The organism is Christiangramia portivictoriae DSM 23547 (genome assembly GCF_000423045.1).
Taxonomy (GTDB): Bacteria; Bacteroidota; Bacteroidia; order Flavobacteriales; family Flavobacteriaceae; genus Christiangramia; species Christiangramia portivictoriae.
In genome coordinates, this window is record NZ_KE383972.1 from 388,346 (window position 1) to 411,010 (window position 22,665).

Here is a 22,665-nt window from a genome sequence, read left to right on the forward strand (position 1 = left end):
TAACAATTAATAAGTAAGTAATGCAAGAAGGAAAAGTGAAGTTTTTTAATTCAACAAAAGGATTTGGATTTATAAAAGCTGACGATTCGAACGAAGACATCTTCGTACACTCAACTGGTCTTATCGACGAGATTCGTGAAGATGACAGAGTACAATTTGAAACAGAACAGGGAAGAAAAGGCCTTAATGCTGTGAACGTTGAAGTAATTGACTAATTACTGATAAGTTTCAGCTTGAAACTTAAAATAAGAGATCATGGCCGGGTGATCTCATAATAAATCCGGCGCTATTAACATATAATATTAAAGTAATGCAAGAAGGTAAAGTAAAGTTTTTCAATTCAACAAAAGGATTTGGATTTATAAAAGCTGACGATTCTAACGAAGACATCTTTGTACACTCAACTGGTCTTATCGACGAGATTCGTGAAGATGACAGAGTACAGTTTGAAACAGAACAGGGAAGAAAAGGTTTAAACGCCGTTAACGTTGAAGTAATTGACTAATTACTCTTTGACGTTTGATTTTCAGACTCAAAATAACAGATCACTGCCGGATGATCTTTAAATGGAGCCGGCAACAATAACAATTAATTAGTATAGTAATGCAAGAAGGTAAAGTAAAATTTTTCAATGCAACCAAGGGATTTGGTTTCATTAAATCAGACGAAACAAACGAAGACATCTTTGTACACTCAAGTGGTCTTATCGATGAAATTCGCGAAGACGACAGAGTTCAGTTTGAAACTGAGCAAGGAAGAAAAGGATTGAATGCTGTAAATGTTGAAGTAATCGACTAACTACATTCTATTCCATAGATCCAAAAGCCATCCCTAATAGGATGGCTTTTTTTATTCCTTCCCGAGAATTATCTCTTTGTGTTTTTATTAATAGAATTGATTAAAACATTTACGATATTGTTCAAACCAACCAAAATTCAACAACTCATGTTCAAAAGTAAGCCTGCAATATTTTACATAGCCGCAGCAATTCTGGCTGTCTATTTTCTAATTGCCGGACTGGTTAAGGCCAAGGGTTTTTTCGCTCCATTGGCTACTGCCGTTATTCTTAGTCTCGTGGTCCTGCCACTGAGTATCTGGATGGAAAAATTTATGAAACGAGCCTGGGCTGCCATGATAAATAGTTTGCTGTTATTCGGGATAAGTATTGGATTGATGGCTTTAATAAGCATGCAGGTTAGAAATTTTACAGAAGACTGGCCAAAGATACAGGAGCAAATGGCGCCTAAAATTGAGCAGCTTAAAACATTTGCTCTGGAACATACACCTCTTGACCCTGAAGATATTAATCAATCCAATGAAGAAGATAATGAAGCCATGAGTGCCAGTATGCGCAAGAAGATTACGGCATTTCTTAGTGGACTGTCCAGTTTTCTGGCAAATTACCTTTTAACATTCGTATATGTATTCTTCCTGCTTAATTACAGGGAAATCTTTAAAAACTTCCTGCTGCGTATCATGCCCGATTCGAAAAAAGAGTCGATCAAACATACGTTGTCAAAATCCATAAAAGTAGCTCCTCAATACCTGCTGGGTAAATTAATGCTTATGGGCCTTCTTGCAATATTGTACTCCATTGGCCTCGGAATTTCTGGAGTGGATAATTTTATTCTGGTAAGTGTTATTGCCGCAATTTTGACTTTGATCCCCTACGTTGGTAATATTCTTGGATTTACTATGGCCGTTGCTTTTGGATTTCTAAGCAGCGGAGATACAGCTGTACTTATTGGTATTGCGCTTACTTTTACAATTACGCAATTTGTGGAATCTTATGTATTACAACCATTTATAGTTGGAGATCGTGTAGACGTACATCCATTCTTTGTTATCGTCTCTGTTATTGCTGGAAATTTGATATGGGGTATCATTGGGATGATCCTCGCTATCCCGGTGTTAGGTATCATCGTGGTAATTCTACACAATATTGAAGCAACCAAACCATTAGGTATACTTCTTAGTAAAACGAAGTTCTCTGAGACCTGATTGATATTAATTCCTTAATTTGGAAGAATAATCAATTTATTCTTCCATGAGAAAATTTTATTTTTTACTTATTTCAGGTATGCTGTCATCTGGGGTTGGTCTTAGCCAGTCTGCAGAACCAAACCAGCAAGTTCCCGAATTCGAACTCAATTACGAAAAATTCACTTTGGACAATGGTCTTGAGGTGATCCTTCATGAAGATCACAGTGATCCAATTGTGGCAGTAGCCACTATGATGCACGTGGGTTCAAACAGGGAGAAACCTGGTAAAACCGGTTTTGCTCACTTTTTTGAGCATATGAGTTTTAATGATTCTGAAAATGTTCCTGTTGGTGCCAACCGTAAGATGATTCCAGAGTGGGGTGGGAGCAGAAATGGCGGAACCTGGAGTGATGGTACGGTATATTACGAAGTAGTACCCAAAGACGCTTTTGAAAAGATCCTCTGGATCGATTCAGATAGATTTGGATATATGATCAATACAGTTACACAAGCTGCTCTTGATCGTGAAAAACAGGTAGTAAAGAACGAAAAGCGGCAACGCGTGGATAACGCTCCCTATGGTTATACAGATGAAATCATTAGAAAAAACCTCTACCCAGAAAACCATCCTTACAACTGGACCGTTATTGGACAGTTACCAGACCTACAGTCGGCAACCCTGGAAGATGTAAAGGAATTCTACCAGCAATATTATGGTGCGGCGAACGCATCGCTCGTAATTGCAGGTGACATAGACATAGCAGAAACCAAACGACTGGTTGCCCAATGGTTTGGCGAGATTCCCTCAGGACCTGAAGTTGAGCCAATGAAGGCAATGCCGGTAGAACTTAGAACTACCAAAAACCTTTATTTCGAAGATAATTTCGCAAAACTCCCGGAACTTAGAATGGTTTATCCAACAGTAGAAGATTATAACAAGGATATGTATGCCTTACAAATATTAGGACAACTCTTAAGCGGAAGCAAAAAATCACCTTTGTATCAAACGGTAGTTGAAGAATCCAATCTTGCACCACGCATTAGTACCTACCAAAGTAGTAGTGAGCTCGCGGGAGAATTTGTGGTAAGAGTACGTGCTAATTCAGGAACAGATCTGGATAGTGTTCATTTCGCCATTCAGAAAGGTTTTGAAAGGTTCGAAGAATCTGGGGTAAGTGAAGATGATCTGAAAAGAATCAAAGCCGAACTTGAAACTCAACTTTACCAGGGAGTTAGTACTGTACTCAACAAAGCTTTTCAATTAGTACAGGATAATGAATTTAATGGTGATCCCGGATACTTAAAGAAAACGGCAGAACTTACAAATGAGGTCACTTCAGAAGATATCATGCGCGTTTACAATAAGTATATCAAAGATCAGCATTATATTATGACCAGCGTTATTCCCAAAGGCAGCCTGAACCTGGCTATAAATAATTCAGAAGAAGCCAACGTGTGGATTGAAGAAGTCAAGAAAGATGTAGCCAGCGAGGAGGTTAGCCAGGGAGAGGAAGCTGTATACGACAAAACTCCGTCCAAATATGATCGAAGTGAACCTGAATTTGGCGATCTGCCTTTATTCAAGGCACCGCAAATCTGGACAGCAGAACTTGAAAATGGAATAGAGATTTATGGAATTGAGAATAACGAAATACCGCTTGTACAGTTTGATATTACAATTCCAGGTGGACAACGACTGGATCCAGATGGAAAAGAAGGTGTGTCGTACCTGCTAAGTGATTTAATGTTACAGGGAACAGCCACGAAAACTCCGGCAGAATTAGAAGAAGCTCTCGGACTTTTGGGAGCTAATGTATACATAAGTACCGGAAATGAAGACTTTCGTATTTCAGGCACCTGTTTAAGCAAGAACTTAAAGGCAACGATGAAACTCGTGAAGGAAATATTATTGCAACCAAGATGGGATTCAACAGAACTATCGAGATTAAAACAAGCTCTTGAGACCAGTTTGAAGGATCGAGAAGCGAATCCACAGGCAATTGCCTCTACAGCGTTCTATAAGCTATTATATGGAGAGGAGCATAGTTTCGGAGTGCCGGTAAATGGTACTTTAAAAACAACTGCAAATATTACTATGAATGATTTAAAAGCTTATTATGCTAAATTATCTCCTGAAGATGCCAAATTTCATATAGCAGGTGCGGTTGGAAAAGATCAGGTAATAGACATTGTTTCCAATTTAGAAACAGATTGGGATACTGCAGCTCCTGAAATATCTACCTCTGAAATAGATGCGCCAGGCGAACCGGGAACTTTATATTTTATAGATGTTCCAGACGCTAAACAATCTGTGATCATGGTGGGCAAACTGGTACTTTCAGAAAATGATGAGAATGCCAGTAAACTTGCTTTTGCTAATGAGATCCTGGGTGGTGGTTCGAGTGGTAAACTATTTCAGACTTTAAGAATTGAAAAAGGTTATACCTACGGAGCATACTCTGGTATTGCCCAGAATGAAACAATTTCACCATTTTATATCTCAACCAGTGTTCGTGCAAACGCTACTTTACCCTCCCTGGAGATCATCGAGAAGATGCTGACTAATTATGCTGAAGATTTTGGTGATGAAGAAGTTGAACTGACGCAGAACAAGCTATTAAAAGAAAACACTCGTTCTTATGAGAGTCTGGGAGCTAAGCTGGGTATGCTGAATGATATAAGCAAGTATAAGAAAGCTGCAAATTTTATTGAATTACAGCAGGAGGAACTTATGAATATGACAGAAAACGACTTCAAGTCTATTATTAAGCAATATATTGACGAAACAGGAATGATCTATTTGGTGGTTGGCGACCGGGCAACACAACTAGATGAAGTCAGGAAGCTGGGGAAACCTGTGGTTGAACTTGATATTTATGCCAATAAACTAAAAGAATAGGGAAGAATTCGATTCTATAATTTAGTACAACAGCGCGAAATTATCGCGCTGTTGTTGTTTTGTAAGACCTTTTAATCAGTTAATTAACAAATACTTATTCAAAGAATTAGTGATTTACAAATAATTAATAATATATTAGATAATACATCGTATAAAACTAACTCACGGTAAGAAGATTCTTTCAATCTTCTAAAATGAAGTTTAGTTAGAATTTGTCAATTGTTTATGTCTGGATCGTCAAGAATTCATCTCTTACATGTAGAGGACTCCAAAACAGATGCGTACTTACTACAAAGGCATCTGGAGAACACTGATATCCAGATTTACCTGGCGACAAGCAAAAAAGAGTTCGAATATTATCTCCACAATCATTCTTTTGATATTATTCTTTGCGATCATTACCTACCAGACCTTTATTCTAATGAAGCCTTGGAAACTGTTAGAAAAATGGATAGTGTCTTGCCATTTATAATATTTTCAGGCACTTTACCACCAGGTACAGCGGTTAAGCTTATGGAGAAAGGTGCCAACGATTTCATTTTTAAAGATAGGCCAGAAAGGCTCATACCTGCGATCCTTAATGCGATAAGTCGATGTAAGTTGGAACGTGAACGTGAGCAGATGGAGAAGCAGATTCGATTTAGCGAAAACAGATTCCGGAAACTGGTAGAGTCTTCCCACGAAATAATTTGCATTTTAAACCGTGAGGCTGAAATTATCTATTGTAGTCCTTCCATTAGAAATTTATTTAATGATCATACTAAGGTCCTTGGATGTGCTATTGGTCAAATTATCGATTTCGAAAATCCAGTTCGATTCCTTGAATTATTCAATGAATGTAAAAACAAGAAACAGCGCATAGAGGATTTAGTATATGTCAAACTATTAAATTCAGTAGGTGTGTTCAGATGTATTTTAAGAAATCATTTGAACGACGAAGGAATCAATGGTATCATTATTAAGTTTCGAGATATTACTGATGAAATATCAAAAGATAAGCAAATAAGGGAAAGAGATGAGAAACTGAGAGCTTTCTACGAAAATAGCATTGATGGGATCATCATGGCGAAAACTAATGGAATTATTACTTCGGCCAACCCTGCGATGTGCAGGATGCTGGGAATGCAGGAATCTGAACTTATCGGGCAGCATAGAAATATAATCATTGATACCGATAAAGATAGAGTTGCTGAATTACTCGAAGAACGCAGGAAGATCGGAAAAGCAAAATCTGAGCTCAATCTAATTAGAAAAGATGGTACAGTATTTCCAGCTGAAGTTGCGTCCTCTATACTTCCTTTCAAGAGGGATGGTAGAAAGATTGAAAAAACTGCTACTATTATTAGGGATATTACTGAACAAAAAGAAAACGTCCGGCAAATCAATGACACAGCGGAAAAGCTGCAGTATGCTGAAAAAATTGCCAGAATTGGATATCTGGAAATCAATCTTAAAGCGAATACCGTTTACTGCTCCGGGGAGGTTAGCAACATATTAGCTGTTGAAAATTGTGATGATTTAAAATAGAGGAATTTCGTAGCCTGATATTTAAGGAGGACATACACATATTTGAAGATCTAAAAAGCGCGGTTCTGGATAAAGCTGAAACAAAAAATATTGAATTAAGAATACACGTAAGAAATTCAGAATTCAGGTGGTTGAATGTGATCGTAAGCCCTTTGATGGACGGAGAAGAGATCGTTGGAGGAAAAGGAACCTTACAGGATATTACAGAGAAAAAAGTAAACTTTGAAAAATTAGCAATTAGCGAGAACAGGTATAAAAGTCTAATCCAATCACAGACAAATTATTTCATCCGAATTGATTTGGAAGGAAACTTAACATATTGTAATCAAAGGTACATCGATGATTTTGGATGGTTATACCCTAATCATGATCCCATAGGTAAAAATAGTTTGATAGACTCGCTTCCAAGCCAGTACGAAAAAATCATGGCCCTTGGTGACAAATGCACCAGATTTCCATTCAAAAATTTCCAGCTGGAGATAGATAAGATAGGGAAGAATGATACGAGCAAGGCTACCATATGGGACATCGTATATCTTAAAAATGAAAATGGCTCCGGTGAACTACAATGTGTTGGAATAGATATTTCAGACAGGGTGAAAGCTGAAGACGAGAATAAATTTCAAGCTAATATTCTTAGCAAAATTGGGCAGGGAGTTGTAGCCACAGATGCTGAGGGAAAAATAAAATATTTTAATGCAGCCGCTGAAAAGATCTACGGCTGGAAATATGAAGAGGTTAAAGATGAAAATCTTGTTGAATTAATGTTTCCAGATTTACACGAATCAGATCTGTTAGAAGAAATCCTGGAGAAGATATCTTTTGAGCATACCTTCAGTAGTCAGTATCACGGAAGAAAAAGTGATGGGACAAGTTTCCCCGTCCAGGTTACTATGTCTGGAATCGTCGATCAAGAGCGTAATCTCAATGGTGTTATTTGCATCTTTTCAGATATTACCAAACTTAAAAAATCTGAGAATAAGCTGAGGGAGCTCAATAAGAATCTTACAAGTTACACCAATGAGCTGGTAAGCGCGAACAAAGGTCTTGAGCAATTCAGCTATATTGTTTCTCATAACCTACGCGCACCGGTCGCCAATATTATTGGAATTGCTGAAATTATTGCAGATGAGGATATTGAGCCAATTATGCGGGATAAGCTTATAAGCGACATGTTGAATAACGTTCAGCGCGTGGATACTGTGGTAAGAGATCTTAATGATATTTTGAAGGTCAAAGCCGACTATAATAATTCCAGAGAGTTGGTTGATTTCCAGAGTTTAACCGATGATGTACTGCATATGACTGGATCACTAATCTCTGAAGATGAAATGACAGTGGATACTGATTTTGGTAGTTTTCCATCTATGTTAACCTCGAAAAGTTATCTCCATAGCGTCTTTTATAATATTATTCTAAATGCCATAAAATACAAACATCCGGACAGAGAGCTTTTTTTAAAGATCTCCAGTCATTCAGATGCCAGGTTCAATACGTTGACATTTTTAGATAATGGATTAGGAATCAAACTTGGTAAAAACAAAGAGGAGTTATTTGAACTTTATAAAAGACATCATCATCACATTGAGGGCAAGGGGATGGGCTTGTTTATGGTAAAGACTCAGCTTGATTTAATTGGAGGAAAAATTAATCTGGAAAGTGAACCTAACCAGTGGACTAAGGTATGCATTCAATTCCCGAATAAAATTACAAAAACAGAATGATGAGTACACATGATTACATAATTGTAGATGATGATCCTGTGAATAATCTCATCTGTAAGCTAGTGATTGAGAAATTCGATCCAAATGGGAAGGTAAACGTGTTTCAGCAACCAGAGAAAGGACTGGAGTTTTTGAAATCTTTTGTCATCGATGATTCTCAAGCAAAAATAGTACTGTTCCTGGATGTTAACATGCCTACCATGACTGGCTGGGATTTTCTTGATGAATTTCTGAAATTTGATGAAAGTCGGAGAAATTTGTTCGAAATATATATTCTAACATCAGCGATTGAAGATTTTGATCCGGAAAAGATTAAATATCCCATGGTAAAAGCTTTTCTCTCCAAACCTCTTCGGAAAACTACACTTGTTGAATTAAATTTAGACTTCTCTACCTTCTAAAATTTTATGATTTCATTTGATCCTCTCTAAGCTTTAGTTTTTAGATTTATAAAAAATTAAAGTTATGAAAGGAATCATATACGCCGGAGTTTTTGCTTTAAGTATTAGTGTGATGAGCTGCCAGGAAAATAAAAGTGAGGAAGATACTGTACCCGAAGCGGTACAAAGCGCATTTCAAAAAAAATATCCTGGTGAAAATGATCCAGATTGGGAAAAAGATGATCATGGATATTGGGAATCTCATTTCAAAATAGATGGAGAGAAATATCGCGCAGATTTTAATGCTGATGGAACATGGGTAGAAACTGAAAATGACATTAAAAAGAAGGAATTACCCCAGGTCATATTAGATATCATCGCCAGTGAATATGCTGATTATGAAATTACTGAGGTAGAACATGTACAATCTGCAACCAAAGGGGAATTTTTTGATGTAGAATTTAAACAGAAGGGCAAGAACAAGGATGTAATGTTCAAAAAGGATGGAACAGTTATTACTAAGTAATAGGTAATATCCCAGCATTTATTTCCGAAGAGACCGTGGTTTGAATTAGGGTGATCATAGCACAATCATGTCGAGCAATATTGCAAATCCTGCATTAGAGTTAAATAGGATTTAATCTATGGCTGTCGCCTTTAAGGTGACGTCGTATGGATACGCGAAATTTTTAAGTTCAGTGCCATTCAACCAGTTTTGATGGTCCTGAGCTTTTAAAATCACAGGCATTCGTTTCTTGTTGTTATGAATCTCGCTCATTAGTTCGTTAGCTTCAGTAGTGAGAATAGAGTAGGAGTTCACTATTGAATCATCATTAGGGTTTTGCCAGGTTGAAAAGATCCCCGCAAAAGCAAAAATTTCCTGATCCTGAGGTTCCAGCATAAATTTTTGCTTGGTTTTTCCTCTGGGATCTAGCCATTGCCACTCATAATAAGCTTCGGCAATTACGAGACATCTATTGCTGACAGAATTTCTGAATGCCGGCTTCTCTGCTGCTGTTTCAATCTTACTGTTGAGGGTCATTTTTTTTATGGAATCATCCTTGGCCCAGAATGGAATCAATCCCCACTGAAACATTTGTATTTCACCGGGAGAATCGTAAGTGATTACCGGAGTTTTAGAAAAACTAAAGGCATTAATTTCCAATTGTGGCTGGTATTTCTCAGGTTCCACAAATCTTGCGTCTAGCGACTTTTCCAGTGAAAATATCTTTTTGTTCAACTTAGTACGGTAACACATGATACAATTTTTTTAAATTTAATCATTTAGTGAGCCTAAAAACATAGTTAAAAGTTAATATAATGATAATAGGTCTTGGAGGTGGTTGCCACTGGTGTACGGAAGCAGTTTTTCAGGCTATCAAAGGTGTCATCGATGTACGACAAGGGTATGTCTCTGCTAAGCAACGTAAAGATAGGCTCTATGAAGGTGTTTTGATCAAATACAATCCAGATATCATTGCGTTGGAAGATATCTTGCTAGTTCATTTAAGAACTCATCAAAGTATGAAAGACCATAGTATGCGACATAAATACAAGTCGGCAGTTTATGTTTTAGATCCTACCAAATTCGAGAGCACCAAAATTTCATTAGAGCATGCTGCCAAACAAATGGATTCAGAAATTGTGACTGAGGTATGTGAACTTGCTGAGTTTTCAGATTCCAGGAAGGCTATACGGAATTACTATAATTCTAATCCTGAGCGACCGTTCTGTACCAAATATATCCAGCCTAAGCTTGATTTACTACAAAGGGAGTATGCTTACTTATTATAAAACGATTTTAGTAATTGAGCTTATATAAGGCAAATGCCAGGTAGATATTAAAAATAGCATAAATAAATGATGGAGCAGATTGAATAAAATTATCCTTTATTTTTATTCTAACGCCATATCCAAAGATCATTAGTATAGCTAATCCCAGCGCTGCGCAAATAGCCAGAACTGGTTTGTAGTAATAACCAATCAGCAAACCCAAAGCACCAATTATCTGTAGTCCACCAACGAGCTTTACATAATTCTTCAAACCATAGCGTATAAATTCAGATTTCATATGTTCTGTGACAAAACAACTTATACCGAAAAAGATAAAAGATATGGATGAAAAAAAGATTAGAAAGGTTAGTGTGTTCAAAAGTTTGGCTTTAATATATCTGACCTATAACTTATATTATGTAAAATAGGATTTTTTGTTATCTACTTCCTTTTATAAAAACCGCGATATGAAATATTATCCCGTTGATTCATTAATAACTGAAGATTGGTTTTGCCATTGGTATACATCGAGAGAATGTATCTTATTTGTTCTGTACCGGTATTTGTTTCAAATTTTAGCTCAACTTTATCTGTAAAACTTGAGTCTATCTCCAATTCCTCTACCAATCCTGAGTAACGAATACCTGCTTCCGCATTATATCCGCCAGAGAACTGTCTAACTCCAAAGTATGGTAAGAATATTTGTACGGAATCATTACTAAACCTTAAATGATTTTCATTTGTGACCAAATTAATCTGGGCACCCCGCAATGGTAATGCCCAGTTATTCTCGATCTCAAATGCTTTGGATTCTATTAAACTGAGCAAATCGGTTTTATCTGTGTAAATGTTTTTACCTGTTTTGCAGGATATGCATGTGATCAGAAAAATAGAGATTATTCCAAAAAGAACGAAGTTTCTCATTCTTCTTCTGTTCCTTCAAGACTATCTAAAGTGTCCTGAATTGTTTGATCTTCCTCGTCTGATAGCCCTTCCCTTTCTTTTTTAATATGAAGATTACCGTTTTCTCCTTTGTATAAGCTTTCATCCTTTTCATGAAAGTTGGAAGGTCTACCGGAATTCTTCTGCCAGTCTGCCTGATCTTTTTCGTTTTTGTTTCCCATAATTTCTTAGAATTTTCTTTAATACTTCTAAATTTAAATAAATCTAATTTGAATTTCTTCGTTAAAACTTGATGTTAAATACAAATGCTCTGTATTTCAATAATGCGACGAAAACCGTGGCACCTACTGCATTGCCAGCTAAAGCAGTTGCCAGCGTTTTTAGGTATACCAGAAAGTTGATTTTATCAGATACCAGCATTCCCGCGAAAATTTCAATATGACCAATAATACTATGATGCAATCCCGTAAAACCCATAACCGCAGTAATAACATATATAATTAAAATCTCGGCCGTGGTTTCTTTTGATGACGTTACCAGCCAGCTTAAAAGTCCCATTAACCATCCTGCCATTATCGCACTAAGAAATATGGTGAGTATATCATAATTCACGAAATGTTCACCAATCTTGGCTACAACTTCTGCCGGAAATAAATTTAATCCAGAACCAAGCCATGAAACCGTTAGACCAATTAACATCCCGCCAGCTAAATTTCCCAGGATCACAATACCCCAGATCTGGAAAAGGCTCAATACGCTTCTACGGTTGTTTAATACTGGCAAAGCCAGTAACGAGGTTTGTTCGGTAAATAAGATTGACTTTCCCAAAACCACCAGAATAAACCCGATGGGATATACAAATGCGATCAATTTGAAAATGGTCTCCTCTGCAACCTTGCCCTCTAAAAAACTAAATAAGGAACACAACATCAGGAAACTAAAACCAATTTCTAAACCAGCTGTAAACGAACTTAATAAAATACTGCTTTTACTCCGATCATAAGTTTCACAACCTTCAATGATCTGTTCTTTAAGGATCTCACCATGGGTTTTGGTCATGGTTTTATCCTTAGAACCCTGATTATGTAATTCCTGATTGATCTTTCCTGTATTCTCTTTTTCTTTTTGCTTATCCATATTAATAATGGCGTAATTCTTAACTAGTTATTTTTGAGACCAGACCTTCAGGGCTTCATTACGACATAACTGTATCATTTTAAATTCCTCGTGTCTATCTTCAGTAGAAGAATTATAATACATGTTGGAATAAACAAAACCAAATTCTTTTGCATCCTCGGCAGATGCCGCATAGTAAATATAATCGAAATTTGCCCAATGTGCAGCTCCAAGGCACATCATACATGGTTCACAGCTCGTGTAGAGAACACAACCTTCCAGATTTGTGGTACCAAGTTTTTTGCAAGCCATTTGTATGGCGCGTAGTTCTGCATGTTGAGTACAATCCTGATCGCCATTAACATTGTTGTAAGTAGCTGCTATGATCTGCTCCCCTTTCGTGATCACTGCTCCAAAAGGACCACCATCTTCATTTGCAGCTCCTTTTTTTGCCAGGCAAATAGCTTTACCCATCATTTTCTTTGGAAAGTCTGTTGTTTTCATATAGCAAAAATAAGGATTGGTCCTACCCTGCAATGTTTGTTTTATTTTCTTTATCTATTAATTAGAAATACTTTAAGTATATAAAATCTGCCCTCTAAATAGTTTATTAAATGTTTGCTAAAAGAGCCATAACAGCCTTGGTGTCCCAATGGATATTCGGTTAATTTAAACAATCAAAAAATTGAACTAAATGGAAACTGTATTTGAATTTGTAAACATTGATAAAAGTGAAAATCTTGAGGCTTTTACTGAAAAGAAATTAGAGAAGCTGGAGAATAAATATGATTGGATCGTAAGAGCAAATATCTATTTTAAGCATGATGAAAATCAGAAGCCAAATGGCTATATCACTGAAGTTAGATTAAGCGCTCCTGGACCTGAAATTTTTGCTCAGTCCAATGAAAACTCTTACGAAGCTTCGATCGCAGAAACTGTTCGTGATTTAGACAGACAATGCGAAAAACGTAAAGCAAAAATGAGTTCTCACTAATATTGAGATCATATTAAAAAAGCCCTCTTTCCAGAGGGCTTTTTTTTACTTAATTGCTAAGCTTTTAAATCCTGTTTTTCTAATTTCTCCTTGAATTCATTAATAATTCCTCCTTTTAACAAAACCTGAATTTGTCGATCACTCATGGAGTGTTTTGTTTCAAAGCTTTGTTCATCACCATTTTCTTTCTTGACCACAACTTTAATATTGTTCCTATTCTCAATGTCTCTTTGCAAATTATCGAATTCTACAATATCTCCCTGTTCGATCTTTTCGTAGTCTGATATGTCTATAAATTCAAGCGGTAAAATCCCAAAGTTTACCAGATTCTGCCATGCGATCCGGGCATAAGAAATTGCAATAACTGCTACCTGCCCAAGATACTTAGGTGCAATGGCGGCGTGTTCTCTACTGGATCCCTGCGCGTAATTATCTTTGGCTACCACAATATGACCACCGTGGCTTTCTTTAGTGTCCATTGCCCGGTCGTAAAAGGTTTCATCTATTACGGTAAAAGCATATTTACTAATTTCAGGCAAATTACTACGGAAAGGCAAAACTTCAGCTCCCGCCTTTAGGATTTCATCTGTAGATACATTATCACCCATTTTCAGAAGTACAGGAACCTTGTATTTGTTGGAGATAGGATCTATATGAGGAAGGGATTGGATATTGGGTCCTTTCACAAGTTCCACATTTGTCCCATCTTCCGGAGGTGCAACCAGCATATCGGTATTGATGATCTCTATTTCGGGATGCTGGAATTTAGGATATTTCATATCATACAGTTTCTCCAGATCCCTGGGGTCTGTAATTTTTCCTGTTAAAGCCGAAGCGGCCGCAGTTTCAGGACTACATAAATGTACCTGATCATCCTTTGTTCCAGATCTGTCCGGGAAATTTCTAGGCATCGTTCTCAAACTGATTGTTCCAGAAGCCGGCGCCTGTCCCATTCCAATACACCCCATACATCCAGATTGATGAAATCTTGCTCCCGCTTTGATAAGATTCGCAAACGCGCGATTTTCGATCATGTTTTGAATCATTTGTCTGGACGTGGGATTGATATCGAAAGAAACGTCTGTATTTACAGATTTTCCTTCAACAATAGCGCCAGCGATCCAGAAGTCTCGAAGCCCTGGGTTTGCTGAAGATCCTACAACTACCTGACTTATACTTTTACCTGCAACTTCAGAAACAGGCACAACATTACCGGGACTGGTTGGTAAAGCAATCAATGGAATAAGTTCATCCAGAATGATTTCATCATGGTATTCATATTCACAACCTTCATCGGCTAAAATCTCTTTCCAGTCAGATTCCCGATCCTGAGATCTTAAAAATCTTTTAGTTTCTTCATCACTAGGAAATACAGTAGTAGTAGCTCCAAGTTCGGCTCCCATATTGGCAATAACATGACGATCCATCGCACTTAAATTTTTGAGACCATCCCCATAATATTCTATTACCTTCCCTACTCCGCCTTTTACATCATAACGTCTTAGCATTTCAAGAATCACGTCCTTGGCACTTACCCAGTCTGGCAGATTTCCGGTAAGTTTTACTCCCATTACTTCAGGCATTTTCACATAATATGGTTGTCCTGCAATGGCAGATGCTACATCCAGACCTCCGGTTCCTATCGCAAGCATTCCTAATGAGCCAGCGGCAGGCGTATGACTATCTGATCCAACCATGGTTTTTCCCGGTTTTCCAAATCGCTGCATGTGTACTGGATGGCTTACACCATTACCCGGTCTGCTATACCAAAGACCAAATCTTTCGGCTGCAGAATGTAGAAACAGGTGATCATCGGCATTTTTAAAATCGGTTTGAAGTAAATTATGATCTACATACTGTACTGCAACTTCTGTTTGAGCCTTTTTTAGCCCCATAGCCTCGAGCTCAAGTTGTACCAAAGTTCCGGTAGCATCCTGAAGCAGTGCCTGATCTATTTTGATTCCTATTTCTTTTCCTGGGGTCATCTCCCCTTCGAGAAGATGTTCTTTGATAAGTTTTTGAGTAACGTTCAATTTTGCCATAGTTGGTTGTTTTGTTCCTTAAAGTATAAAGTTTTGTCTGAAATTATTGGCAGTTTAACAGAACCTTAGTTTAAGCCGTTAGTTTGAATGACTTTCATCATTTTCTGTGTTGCGCTGCTGTGATCAAAATCAGCAATTTTTCATTCGTAATATGAAATAAAAAAGGTTGTTTTTGAGAGAAATTATAGCGACGGATTTGCTGAATTCAGGGCAATCATGATCGTATACTTTCAGTCTAAACAACCTTTGTATAAATTATTTAAGAGTTTCTTGACTAACTCTTCCCTAAAGAATTCAGGATATCTATCTGATGTCCTTCTTCTAAATTGAAACCTGGTTTCCCTTTTCGTGGAAAGATAAAACTGAATTCAGTATCGAATGCAGCCCAGCTTTCAGCCAGTCCAAAATCATTGTTCGCGTTGGTCTTTTCTGGCCTTGAAAATGTCGTTAATTCTGAAGAATAATCAGATCCTACGGCGTCTTCACCCGGAAACAACATTCCATCATTAATTTCTGAGTACACTACTACAGAAGCTCCGCTGGCGCCAGGAAGGTCAAAAATATTGATTGAAAAGCTATCAAGAACAGCATCCTTTTTAGTAATATCCTTCACCTTGAAGCTGTCCTTAAAATTATTTCTTGGATGTGCATAAATGGTAGCACCACCCGCGTCTTCAGAAATAGTCTTTAAGTCGGCATAGGCAGTTTTAAGAATGGAGTCACAGGTGATCAGGATTCCTTTTATCTGGTAACCTTCTTCCACAAATTTCTTCACTGCATTCTTTGTAGATTCTTCTACCACGTCGATAAGAAGAATATCTCTTCGATTTAAATGTCTTATAGCGTAGCCCTGGTTATATTTTCCATCTACTTCGTCACCCTTTATGATGAATGTATCCGGGATCATCTTTAAAAATTTGCCTTGTTCACCTTGTTCAATAAACTCAGCTGACTGACTGTGAACGATCTCCATTTTATCTACTTCTTTCATAATTTTGATTTTTGATTTCACGATTGAAGATACAAAAGTGGTTGCCTGTCAACAATGGAGTTTTTAAATGTTTAACTGCTTTTAGCAGTTAATTAACGGAAAGCAAACGGCGGCAAACCTGCCGTGGTGAGTGATGGAAACTGGCAACCTGGTGGAGTTGTTATTGAAGGCTAATTCTGGAATTCCGAATTTATTTTTATAAATCTTAATGTCCTCAAGCTCTATACCGGTTCGATGGCAAAACTGCCTTGTAAAATCATTCCAGTAATCGCTACTATATGGAATTTTTATGTGATCTATAGGTTCAGTAGCAAGCCAGGCGTAGAGATGCTCTTTATCCTGATCTATTTTGATATCATAAATAGCAGCGTCCTTTTTAATATGAAGTTCGTTCAGGTCACAAATGTAACTTAAAGGATCAAATCTGGCTGTAAACTGAAAGATTCTTTGATGAGCCTTATATGCTGTTTCCTTCATCGCCCATATTTTCCAGATGGAAAGTTCCGGATTATCCTGTTTAGCAAGTTGAGAGATCTCTTTTTCTGAAAAAATTTTCGATAAAAACCGAATGTTCCGGATTCTTGGTTTTGCCAGGGCTATTTTTAGATCGATGATATCGTTTCCAATAATCAAGTATTCAGTTTTTTAAGAATGATGTCCCTTGCATCGCCTACGGTCATCATCCCCTCCATGGAATTGTTATCTATTTCAATATCGAATTCATCTTCGACGTCCAGTACTACATCTACAAGATTGGCAGAATTGATCTCAAGATCATTTAAGAAGTTTGTGCTTTCATTAAACTCTAAAAGACCTTCCCTGCGTTGTGTATAAGGAGTAACGATCGTTTTTATTTTGGCAATTATATCCTGATTGGTCATTTCCTAGTTATTATAGCGTTTAAAGATAGTGACCGCATTTACATCTCCAAAACCAAAACTGGCTTTAGCGGCAATATTAATTTCGGTTTCTATTGTTTGCTTCGGAATACTTTGCGGGCTTATTAAACCGGCAATTTCAGCATGAGTATCTTCACAATTCATATTTTCAAAAACAAATTGATTTTTGATCTGAAGAATTGTTGCAACGCTTTCTATAGATCCGGAAGCGCTTAAACAGTGTCCGGTCATTCCTTTCAATGAATTTATTATTGGAAAGTCTTTCCCAGACCGGCCAAGTGCGGTTGTCCAGTTTTTAATTTCAGTAGCATCCCTGGTAGTTGCGGTAAGATGACCGTTGATATAGTCAATTTTATTCGGCTCTATTCCCGACGAGTTTAAAGCATCTGTTATACATCTTTGCACAGCATCATTATTTGCTGCGGTCATACTTCCACCAGATCTCTGGCCGCCACTATTAACCGCACCACCAAGAACTTCTGCATAAATAATCGCTCCTCTTGCAAGCGCAGACTCCAGAGATTCAAGCACCAAAGCTCCTGCTCCGCTTCCCGGCACGAAGCCTGTAGCAGTTGCACTCATGGGCCTCGAGGCTGCTTCTGGGTTATTGTTATAATTTCCTGGCAAAATTCTCATAGCATCGAATCCTCCCCAAACATATGGACCATCGTCACTACAACTACCAACGAGCATTCTTTCAGCCTTCCCGGAAAGGATGCGATCATACCCCATGATGATCGCTTCTGTTCCTGTTGTACATGCCGAAGAATTGGTGGTGACCTGGTTTCCACATCCCAGCATGCCTCCCAGATACGCGCTAATCCCGCTGGCCATCGTCTGTATCACACTGGTGCTTCCAAGTCTCCTTGTTTTACCTGCATCGATCAAATGAATAGCTTCCCTGAATTTGTCCACTCCCAGGATACCAGTTCCAAATATAATCCCTGAATTCCAGTCTGGCCCCTCTTCCGAAGAAACCGGAAGCATTGCATCTTTCCATGCATCTACCCCGGCGATAACTCCATAAAGGAGTCCGCTGCTGTTTAAACCTTTCTGCTGAAGTGGAGTAAAATACTGGTCTACTATCTCCTGGTTTACAGGTGGCTTCCCTCCTATCTGGCAGCTAAAATTGAGATCTTTCAAAACCTGGTGAAATTTGATTCCGCTAACCCCATTCCTTAGAGCCTTTTCAAATTTGTCAATTCCTATCGCATTTGGTGCGGCAACACCCAGTCCGGTGATCACAACTCTTCTTTTCATTTTTAAGGTTTTAGGATCATTCCTGAAATTTCTCCACGACACAAAACCTTTTCTTCTGCATTCGTCATGGTTACGTGACACTTCAGCTTGTTAAATCTGAAATACTGTTTTACAGATCTTACAAATACTTTTTCTCCGGGATACACGGGAAGTAAAAAATCTACATGAGAAGAGGTCATGGCTATTTGAAGAGGTTCCACCACTGTTTGTTCTATATCTAAAAGATAGATTCCTAGAGAGACCACTCCAATCTGTGCCATACATTCGGCCAGGATCACTCCCGGTGTTACGGGGAGATTCTTAAAGTGGCCACTATAAAAATCGTGTGTTCGTTTAAAAAGATAATTTCCTTCGATCTTATCCTTACTAACAGCAGTGATCTCATCTACAAAAAGGAAGGGATCTGTATAAGGCAACCTGGAAATGATATCAGTACTTTTCAAAAGTGCGAATTTACATTAAGTGTTCACCACCATTTACGGGAATGATGCTGCCGGTGATCCACGATGCTTCATCCTTACTCAAGAGATACACCACATTGGCTACGTCATCTGGAACTGTTAATCTTTTAAATGGATTGTGCTTTAACGCATGTTCCCTTAGGGTTTGATTGCCTGGGATCATCTGGAAAGACCTGGTCACGGTTATGCCTGCCTGGATGCAGTTCGCACGAATACCTTTCTCAGCAAATTCCAGGGCGATTGCCCTTGTCAAAGATTCCAGAGTTACCTTGGCTGCAGAAACTGCTGCGTAATTTTTCCATGCTTTCTGATTCCCTTCGCTGGTAAAAGCGATGATGCGCGCGTCTCTGGCAAATAAATCATGATGGTACAGCTCCTTGGTCCAGTCGTACAGACTTAACGCCATGGCATCTATGGTTAACTGAAAATCGATATTACTCAAATTTTGATCTGCTCCCAACATGGGTTTTAGATTACCCTTCGCAATACTGTGCAATAGTGTTCTAACTTTACCGTGACTTCCAATAGTACTTTTAATACTGGCTACAAGTTCATTCCGGTTTTCCCTCTGAATTGCGTCTGCATTGAAACTACGAAATTCCACACCGGTTTTGCGAATACTTTCAAATGCATCTTCAATCTCTTTCAATTCAGATCTCCTATCCCTATGAATAATGATAACGTTCATCCCATGCAGAGCAAGTTTCTTTGCACTGGCATATCCAAGACCGCTGCTACCTCCAAGGATGATCGCCCAATAGTCTGTATTTCTGAATTCCTTTACCATTCTATTAAAATTCTCTGCGCAGAAAATCCAGGACCAAAACTTAGCATCAAACCCTGTTCTCCTTTCGCAATATCTTTGTTCAAAAATCTTTCGAGAACGTACAGCACTGTTGCGCTGCTCATATTTCCGAATAATTTAAGTACTTCACGGGTATCATTAATATTCTTACCTAAGTTACCAAAAAGTTCAGAAACAGTCTGCACTATTTTCTTACCTCCTGGATGAAATATCAAATGTTCCACCTTTTCTATGGAAGAGCCATGTTTGTCCAAAAATGGATGAATGATCTGGGGGAAATGCTGAGAGATCGTTTCAGGCACTGCCGGATCAAGAATCATTTGCAAACCTTCGTTTTTAAGATCGAAACCCATCATTCGTGTGGCATCGTAAAAATGGTACATTTCCTCACCAATGATCCTTGGAGACTGCAGGCCTTCTTCCGAAGATAATAAAACACAAGCGGCACCATCTCCAAAAATGGCGGCGCTAACCATATTTGCCATGCTTAAATCTGTAAGCTGAAAGGTTGCAGTTGGACTTTCAACTGCGATCACAGCCGCACGTTTCCCGGGATTGGATTTTAAGAATTGATGAGCGTAAATCATTCCAGAGATACCCGCAGCACAACCCATTTCTGTAACCGGCAAACGTGTTATATCCTGTTTTAAGTCTAACTCGTTGATCAGGTAAGCATCCAGTGAAGGAATCATGATGCCGGTACAACTTACAGTAATAATGAAATCTATACTTCGAGGATCCCAGTTTGCAGCGACCAGTGACTTTTGCAGGACCTGGCTACCCAACTTCTTTACCTCTCTTACATAAATATTATTCTTGTCTTCAAAAGAGGTGGCAGTAAAAACTTCTTCAGGATCCATGATAGAATAACGCCTGTCCACCGCTGCGCCTTCAAAAATCTTTACGACTTTTCTTCGAAATCTCTCATCCTGCTCCCCAAGCCAATCATTTACCAGGGGAATAATATCGCAGGTTTCCCGTGAATATTCAGGTAGTTGCTTCTCTACGTTAACTATATGTACGCTCATAATTATTTTTTAATGATCCATAAATAACGAAATGCCCATTTCCACTGGATTGAATAGGTGTCAACATTGATAGTATTCATATATTTATGAATATCATGTCGTTTAAAACCTCTTAAAATTGAGATTAGACCATCTTTTCGGGCGATTTCATTTTGCACAAAGACTGCACAGAAAAGTTTAAACAACCTGTAGGCTAATGCGGAACGTTGCAGATCGTTGATAATCACAGCAATATTAGATTGGTCATAAAACTGATGCAATATTTCAGGAATTTGAGAATCCTTAAAGTGATGTAATGTAAGGGTACACATTAGCACATCAAACTGAGAGTTTCGAAATTCTGCACTAAAGATGTTTTGAGTTAGAAATTCCAGTTCAGGATAATCCTGAGACAAATTGCAGGCAATTTTTATGGCGTGAGCATTTGCATCTACTCCCGTGAGCTTGAGTTTCAAGTTTTCCCTTCTGCCCCATTCAGCAATCTTCCGTAGCATCGCTCCATTTCCACAACCAACATCAACAATGGAGATTTCCCTGGTTGGATCGAGATCTAACTTTTTAAGACCATCAATACTAATTTGATTGCCACCAAGCAAAGAATTGACCCGTTCAAGATCATCCAGAGTAACTCTTAATTCTTCGCCTCTAAAGTCAAAATCGTCCATGATCTCTGGTTCCAAAGATCTTTTTGTGGTGTCTATTTTATACATGCATTTCCTTTCCGTGGGTTTTTTTGATGATCTTTGGAAGCAATCCTGGTACGCGTTGAAGAATGCCTTGAGTGATATCACTCATCCTTTCGTGCAATAGTACCTTCTGAAGAATTCTGCCAGTACGCATCCTCGAGCTAAAATTTTGTTTCCACGATTTAATATAGGTAGAAGCTATATTTGTACGATATCCAGGGTTTAATTCAAATTTCAGAAGAGCTTCAGAAACCAGCTTCGCGCTACGTATGGCCATCGCCATACCATTTCCAGATAAAGGATGGACAAGACCTGCAGCGTCGCCAATCATAAGAATGTGATCTTCAACCTGAGTTTTACTGTCAAAAGAAATTTGGGCAATGCTCAGAGGTTTTTCAAATTCCAGCGTGGAGTTCCTGAAAAAATCGTTTAAATATGGATTTTCAGAAAGCACCTTATGCTCAAAATCCTTAATCTTACCATGCTTTTGAAAAGATTCATAGGTAGCAAGATAACAGACGTTCACAGTACCAAGATCGGTTTTTGAAAGTCCGCAGTATCCTCCATTAAAATTGTGTAGAGCGACCAGATCGTCAGGAAATCTTTGATGATCATAATGCGCTTTGACAGCTATCCAGGCTGACCTCTTGTTGATAAATCCTCGATCAAGGTTCTTATCCAGATTGGAACGTTTACCATACGCACCAATAACAAAATTCGCTTTTAGACTATGGCCGTTTTTACAGTTTACTAAGAATTCATCATTTTGAAAATTGCAGTTTTCCGCTGTAGTATGCATAAACTTACCGCCTGCTTTCAGGAATTGCTGAAAGAAGAGATGATCCAATGTGTAACGGCTAATACCCAACCCACCTAGCTCCAACGTGCATTCCAGTAAGTTTCCCTTAGCGGTACTAAATTCCAACCTGGAAAGTTCTGGTACATGAGTATTCTGCAAGTCTACTCCCAGAAAATTTAAATACGGTTTTACTTCGTTGGATAAATATTCTCCGCAGACCCTATGTCTGGGATATGAATCTTTTTCAATCAGGCACACAGTAGCTCCAGATTTTAATAGATGAATACCTGCCACCAAACCAGCAAGCCCTCCACCCAAAATAACTACATCTGCTGAATTCATACATTGAATGTAAGTAATAAACATAAAAAATCCCGGTTAATACCGGGATCTTT

The 22,665-nt window shown here is 38.2% G+C and carries 27 protein-coding genes; 11 read left to right on the top strand and 16 right to left on the bottom strand.

Annotated elements, in window-relative coordinates:
• Nucleotides 1-20 precede the first annotated feature (20 nt).
• From G529_RS0114360 to G529_RS0114400, 9 genes are all read left to right on the top strand, one after another.
• Nucleotides 21-215 carry a cold-shock protein gene (locus G529_RS0114360; RefSeq protein ID WP_026916191.1) on the top strand — a complete coding sequence of 65 codons (195 nt, stop codon included), beginning with the start codon at nucleotides 21-23 and terminating at the stop codon, nucleotides 213-215.
• 95 nt (nucleotides 216-310) lie between these two features.
• Nucleotides 311-505, top strand: coding sequence for a cold-shock protein (locus G529_RS0114365; RefSeq protein ID WP_026916191.1), 195 nt, complete (start codon nucleotides 311-313; stop codon nucleotides 503-505).
• A 98-nt stretch (nucleotides 506-603) separates the two neighbouring features.
• A complete protein-coding gene (locus G529_RS0114370; protein WP_026916192.1) occupies nucleotides 604-798 on the top strand; it encodes a cold-shock protein in 195 nt (64 codons plus the stop codon).
• Between the two features lie 147 nt (nucleotides 799-945).
• The gene (locus G529_RS0114375) at nucleotides 946-2,001 is read left to right on the top strand and encodes an AI-2E family transporter (RefSeq protein ID WP_026916193.1); all 1,056 of its coding nucleotides are present in this window, start codon (nucleotides 946-948) and stop codon (nucleotides 1,999-2,001) included.
• A 46-nt stretch (nucleotides 2,002-2,047) separates the two neighbouring features.
• Nucleotides 2,048-4,882, top strand: coding sequence for a M16 family metallopeptidase (locus G529_RS0114380; RefSeq protein ID WP_026916194.1), 2,835 nt, complete (start codon nucleotides 2,048-2,050; stop codon nucleotides 4,880-4,882).
• Nucleotides 4,883-5,107: 225 nt separating this feature from the next.
• Nucleotides 5,108-6,409, top strand: a complete 1,302-nt coding sequence (locus G529_RS0114385) for a PAS domain S-box protein (RefSeq protein WP_026916195.1) — start codon at nucleotides 5,108-5,110, stop codon at nucleotides 6,407-6,409.
• A 137-nt stretch (nucleotides 6,410-6,546) separates the two neighbouring features.
• Nucleotides 6,547-8,133 carry a PAS domain-containing sensor histidine kinase gene (locus tag G529_RS0114390; protein WP_169513797.1) on the top strand — a complete coding sequence of 529 codons (1,587 nt, stop codon included), beginning with the start codon at nucleotides 6,547-6,549 and terminating at the stop codon, nucleotides 8,131-8,133.
• On the top strand, nucleotides 8,133-8,534 hold the full coding sequence (locus G529_RS16005; protein WP_051201468.1) for a response regulator: 402 nt from the start codon (nucleotides 8,133-8,135) through the stop codon (nucleotides 8,532-8,534). Before G529_RS0114390 ends, G529_RS16005 begins: the two co-directional genes overlap by 1 nt.
• A gap of 64 nt (nucleotides 8,535-8,598) precedes the next feature.
• A complete protein-coding gene (locus tag G529_RS0114400) occupies nucleotides 8,599-9,039 on the top strand; it encodes a PepSY-like domain-containing protein (RefSeq protein WP_026916197.1) in 441 nt (146 codons plus the stop codon).
• Between the two features lie 111 nt (nucleotides 9,040-9,150).
• Here G529_RS0114400 and G529_RS0114405 read toward each other — a convergent pair whose 3' ends face one another.
• A complete protein-coding gene (locus G529_RS0114405) occupies nucleotides 9,151-9,771 on the bottom strand; it encodes an SOS response-associated peptidase (RefSeq protein ID WP_026916198.1) in 621 nt (206 codons plus the stop codon).
• 62 nt (nucleotides 9,772-9,833) lie between these two features.
• Here G529_RS0114405 and G529_RS0114410 point away from each other — a divergent pair, with 62 nt between their 5' ends.
• Nucleotides 9,834-10,307, top strand: coding sequence for a peptide-methionine (S)-S-oxide reductase (locus tag G529_RS0114410; RefSeq protein WP_026916199.1), 474 nt, complete (start codon nucleotides 9,834-9,836; stop codon nucleotides 10,305-10,307).
• Nucleotides 10,308-10,314: 7 nt separating this feature from the next.
• Here the strand turns inward: G529_RS0114410 and G529_RS0114415 are convergent, their stop codons facing one another.
• The 5 genes from G529_RS0114415 to G529_RS0114435 form a co-directional block, all read right to left on the bottom strand.
• A complete protein-coding gene (locus G529_RS0114415; RefSeq protein ID WP_026916200.1) occupies nucleotides 10,315-10,665 on the bottom strand; it encodes a DoxX family protein in 351 nt (116 codons plus the stop codon).
• A 62-nt stretch (nucleotides 10,666-10,727) separates the two neighbouring features.
• Entirely contained in the window at nucleotides 10,728-11,210 is a 483-nt protein-coding gene (locus G529_RS0114420; protein ID WP_026916201.1) for a DUF4251 domain-containing protein, read from the bottom strand.
• A complete protein-coding gene (locus tag G529_RS0114425) occupies nucleotides 11,207-11,410 on the bottom strand; it encodes a hypothetical protein (RefSeq protein ID WP_026916202.1) in 204 nt (67 codons plus the stop codon). The genes G529_RS0114420 and G529_RS0114425 overlap by 4 nt, the downstream gene beginning before the upstream one ends.
• A gap of 61 nt (nucleotides 11,411-11,471) precedes the next feature.
• Nucleotides 11,472-12,326, bottom strand: coding sequence for a formate/nitrite transporter family protein (locus G529_RS0114430; protein ID WP_026916203.1), 855 nt, complete (start codon nucleotides 12,324-12,326; stop codon nucleotides 11,472-11,474).
• Nucleotides 12,327-12,353: 27 nt separating this feature from the next.
• Nucleotides 12,354-12,809 (bottom strand): nucleoside deaminase, encoded by a 456-nt coding sequence (locus G529_RS0114435; protein WP_026916204.1) that lies wholly within the window; start codon nucleotides 12,807-12,809, stop codon nucleotides 12,354-12,356.
• A 190-nt stretch (nucleotides 12,810-12,999) separates the two neighbouring features.
• Between G529_RS0114435 and G529_RS0114440 the strand changes: the two genes are divergently transcribed.
• Nucleotides 13,000-13,299 carry an HPF/RaiA family ribosome-associated protein gene (locus tag G529_RS0114440; RefSeq protein WP_026916205.1) on the top strand — a complete coding sequence of 100 codons (300 nt, stop codon included), beginning with the start codon at nucleotides 13,000-13,002 and terminating at the stop codon, nucleotides 13,297-13,299.
• Between the two features lie 56 nt (nucleotides 13,300-13,355).
• Here G529_RS0114440 and G529_RS0114445 read toward each other — a convergent pair whose 3' ends face one another.
• From G529_RS0114445 to G529_RS0114490, 10 genes are all read right to left on the bottom strand, one after another.
• Nucleotides 13,356-15,341: an aconitate hydratase gene (locus G529_RS0114445; RefSeq protein WP_026916206.1), complete on the bottom strand. Its 1,986-nt coding sequence runs from the start codon at nucleotides 15,339-15,341 to the stop codon at nucleotides 13,356-13,358.
• A gap of 274 nt (nucleotides 15,342-15,615) precedes the next feature.
• Nucleotides 15,616-16,332 (bottom strand): hypothetical protein, encoded by a 717-nt coding sequence (locus G529_RS0114450; protein ID WP_026916207.1) that lies wholly within the window; start codon nucleotides 16,330-16,332, stop codon nucleotides 15,616-15,618.
• 81 nt (nucleotides 16,333-16,413) lie between these two features.
• A complete protein-coding gene (locus tag G529_RS16300; RefSeq protein ID WP_051201469.1) occupies nucleotides 16,414-16,965 on the bottom strand; it encodes a 4'-phosphopantetheinyl transferase superfamily protein in 552 nt (183 codons plus the stop codon).
• Nucleotides 16,962-17,213, bottom strand: a complete 252-nt coding sequence (locus G529_RS0114460) for a phosphopantetheine-binding protein (RefSeq protein WP_026916208.1) — start codon at nucleotides 17,211-17,213, stop codon at nucleotides 16,962-16,964. Before G529_RS0114460 ends, G529_RS16300 begins: the two co-directional genes overlap by 4 nt.
• A 3-nt stretch (nucleotides 17,214-17,216) precedes the next feature.
• Nucleotides 17,217-18,491: a beta-ketoacyl-[acyl-carrier-protein] synthase family protein gene (locus tag G529_RS0114465; RefSeq protein WP_026916209.1), complete on the bottom strand. Its 1,275-nt coding sequence runs from the start codon at nucleotides 18,489-18,491 to the stop codon at nucleotides 17,217-17,219.
• Between the two features lie 2 nt (nucleotides 18,492-18,493).
• On the bottom strand, nucleotides 18,494-18,934 hold the full coding sequence (locus G529_RS0114470) for a 3-hydroxyacyl-ACP dehydratase FabZ family protein (protein WP_026916210.1): 441 nt from the start codon (nucleotides 18,932-18,934) through the stop codon (nucleotides 18,494-18,496).
• 10 nt (nucleotides 18,935-18,944) lie between these two features.
• Nucleotides 18,945-19,739 (bottom strand): enoyl-ACP reductase FabI, encoded by a 795-nt coding sequence (locus G529_RS0114475; RefSeq protein ID WP_026916211.1) that lies wholly within the window; start codon nucleotides 19,737-19,739, stop codon nucleotides 18,945-18,947.
• Nucleotides 19,733-20,785 carry a type III polyketide synthase gene (locus G529_RS0114480; RefSeq protein WP_026916212.1) on the bottom strand — a complete coding sequence of 351 codons (1,053 nt, stop codon included), beginning with the start codon at nucleotides 20,783-20,785 and terminating at the stop codon, nucleotides 19,733-19,735. The genes G529_RS0114475 and G529_RS0114480 overlap by 7 nt, the downstream gene beginning before the upstream one ends.
• 2 nt (nucleotides 20,786-20,787) lie before the next feature.
• Entirely contained in the window at nucleotides 20,788-21,495 is a 708-nt protein-coding gene (locus G529_RS0114485; RefSeq protein ID WP_026916213.1) for a methyltransferase domain-containing protein, read from the bottom strand.
• A complete protein-coding gene (locus tag G529_RS0114490) occupies nucleotides 21,488-22,612 on the bottom strand; it encodes an NAD(P)/FAD-dependent oxidoreductase (protein ID WP_026916214.1) in 1,125 nt (374 codons plus the stop codon). Before G529_RS0114490 ends, G529_RS0114485 begins: the two co-directional genes overlap by 8 nt.
• Nucleotides 22,613-22,665 lie beyond the last annotated feature (53 nt).

What these genes read in the sequence shown, in the direction of transcription:
- G529_RS0114380 (WP_026916194.1), top strand. Translation starts at nt 2,048, where the DNA reads ATGAGAAAATTTTATTTTTTACTTATTTCAGGTATGCTGTCATCTGGG.
- G529_RS0114425 (WP_026916202.1), bottom strand. Translation starts at nt 11,410, where the DNA reads ATGGGAAACAAAAACGAAAAAGATCAGGCAGACTGGCAGAAGAATTCC.
- G529_RS0114445 (WP_026916206.1), bottom strand. Translation starts at nt 15,341, where the DNA reads ATGGCAAAATTGAACGTTACTCAAAAACTTATCAAAGAACATCTTCTC.
- G529_RS0114385 (WP_026916195.1), top strand. Translation starts at nt 5,108, where the DNA reads ATGTCTGGATCGTCAAGAATTCATCTCTTACATGTAGAGGACTCCAAA.
- G529_RS0114440 (WP_026916205.1), top strand. Translation starts at nt 13,000, where the DNA reads ATGGAAACTGTATTTGAATTTGTAAACATTGATAAAAGTGAAAATCTT.
- G529_RS0114460 (WP_026916208.1), bottom strand. Translation starts at nt 17,213, where the DNA reads ATGACCAATCAGGATATAATTGCCAAAATAAAAACGATCGTTACTCCT.
- G529_RS0114375 (WP_026916193.1), top strand. Translation starts at nt 946, where the DNA reads ATGTTCAAAAGTAAGCCTGCAATATTTTACATAGCCGCAGCAATTCTG.
- G529_RS0114410 (WP_026916199.1), top strand. Translation starts at nt 9,834, where the DNA reads ATGATAATAGGTCTTGGAGGTGGTTGCCACTGGTGTACGGAAGCAGTT.
- G529_RS0114365 (WP_026916191.1), top strand. Translation starts at nt 311, where the DNA reads ATGCAAGAAGGTAAAGTAAAGTTTTTCAATTCAACAAAAGGATTTGGA.
- G529_RS0114465 (WP_026916209.1), bottom strand. Translation starts at nt 18,491, where the DNA reads ATGAAAAGAAGAGTTGTGATCACCGGACTGGGTGTTGCCGCACCAAAT.
- G529_RS0114420 (WP_026916201.1), bottom strand. Translation starts at nt 11,210, where the DNA reads ATGAGAAACTTCGTTCTTTTTGGAATAATCTCTATTTTTCTGATCACA.
- G529_RS0114360 (WP_026916191.1), top strand. Translation starts at nt 21, where the DNA reads ATGCAAGAAGGAAAAGTGAAGTTTTTTAATTCAACAAAAGGATTTGGA.
- G529_RS0114370 (WP_026916192.1), top strand. Translation starts at nt 604, where the DNA reads ATGCAAGAAGGTAAAGTAAAATTTTTCAATGCAACCAAGGGATTTGGT.
- G529_RS0114430 (WP_026916203.1), bottom strand. Translation starts at nt 12,326, where the DNA reads ATGGATAAGCAAAAAGAAAAAGAGAATACAGGAAAGATCAATCAGGAA.
- G529_RS16005 (WP_051201468.1), top strand. Translation starts at nt 8,133, where the DNA reads ATGAGTACACATGATTACATAATTGTAGATGATGATCCTGTGAATAAT.
- G529_RS0114485 (WP_026916213.1), bottom strand. Translation starts at nt 21,495, where the DNA reads ATGTATAAAATAGACACCACAAAAAGATCTTTGGAACCAGAGATCATG.
- G529_RS0114450 (WP_026916207.1), bottom strand. Translation starts at nt 16,332, where the DNA reads ATGAAAGAAGTAGATAAAATGGAGATCGTTCACAGTCAGTCAGCTGAG.
- G529_RS0114490 (WP_026916214.1), bottom strand. Translation starts at nt 22,612, where the DNA reads ATGAATTCAGCAGATGTAGTTATTTTGGGTGGAGGGCTTGCTGGTTTG.
- G529_RS0114475 (WP_026916211.1), bottom strand. Translation starts at nt 19,739, where the DNA reads ATGGTAAAGGAATTCAGAAATACAGACTATTGGGCGATCATCCTTGGA.
- G529_RS0114480 (WP_026916212.1), bottom strand. Translation starts at nt 20,785, where the DNA reads ATGAGCGTACATATAGTTAACGTAGAGAAGCAACTACCTGAATATTCA.
- G529_RS0114405 (WP_026916198.1), bottom strand. Translation starts at nt 9,771, where the DNA reads ATGTGTTACCGTACTAAGTTGAACAAAAAGATATTTTCACTGGAAAAG.
- G529_RS0114400 (WP_026916197.1), top strand. Translation starts at nt 8,599, where the DNA reads ATGAAAGGAATCATATACGCCGGAGTTTTTGCTTTAAGTATTAGTGTG.
- G529_RS0114435 (WP_026916204.1), bottom strand. Translation starts at nt 12,809, where the DNA reads ATGAAAACAACAGACTTTCCAAAGAAAATGATGGGTAAAGCTATTTGC.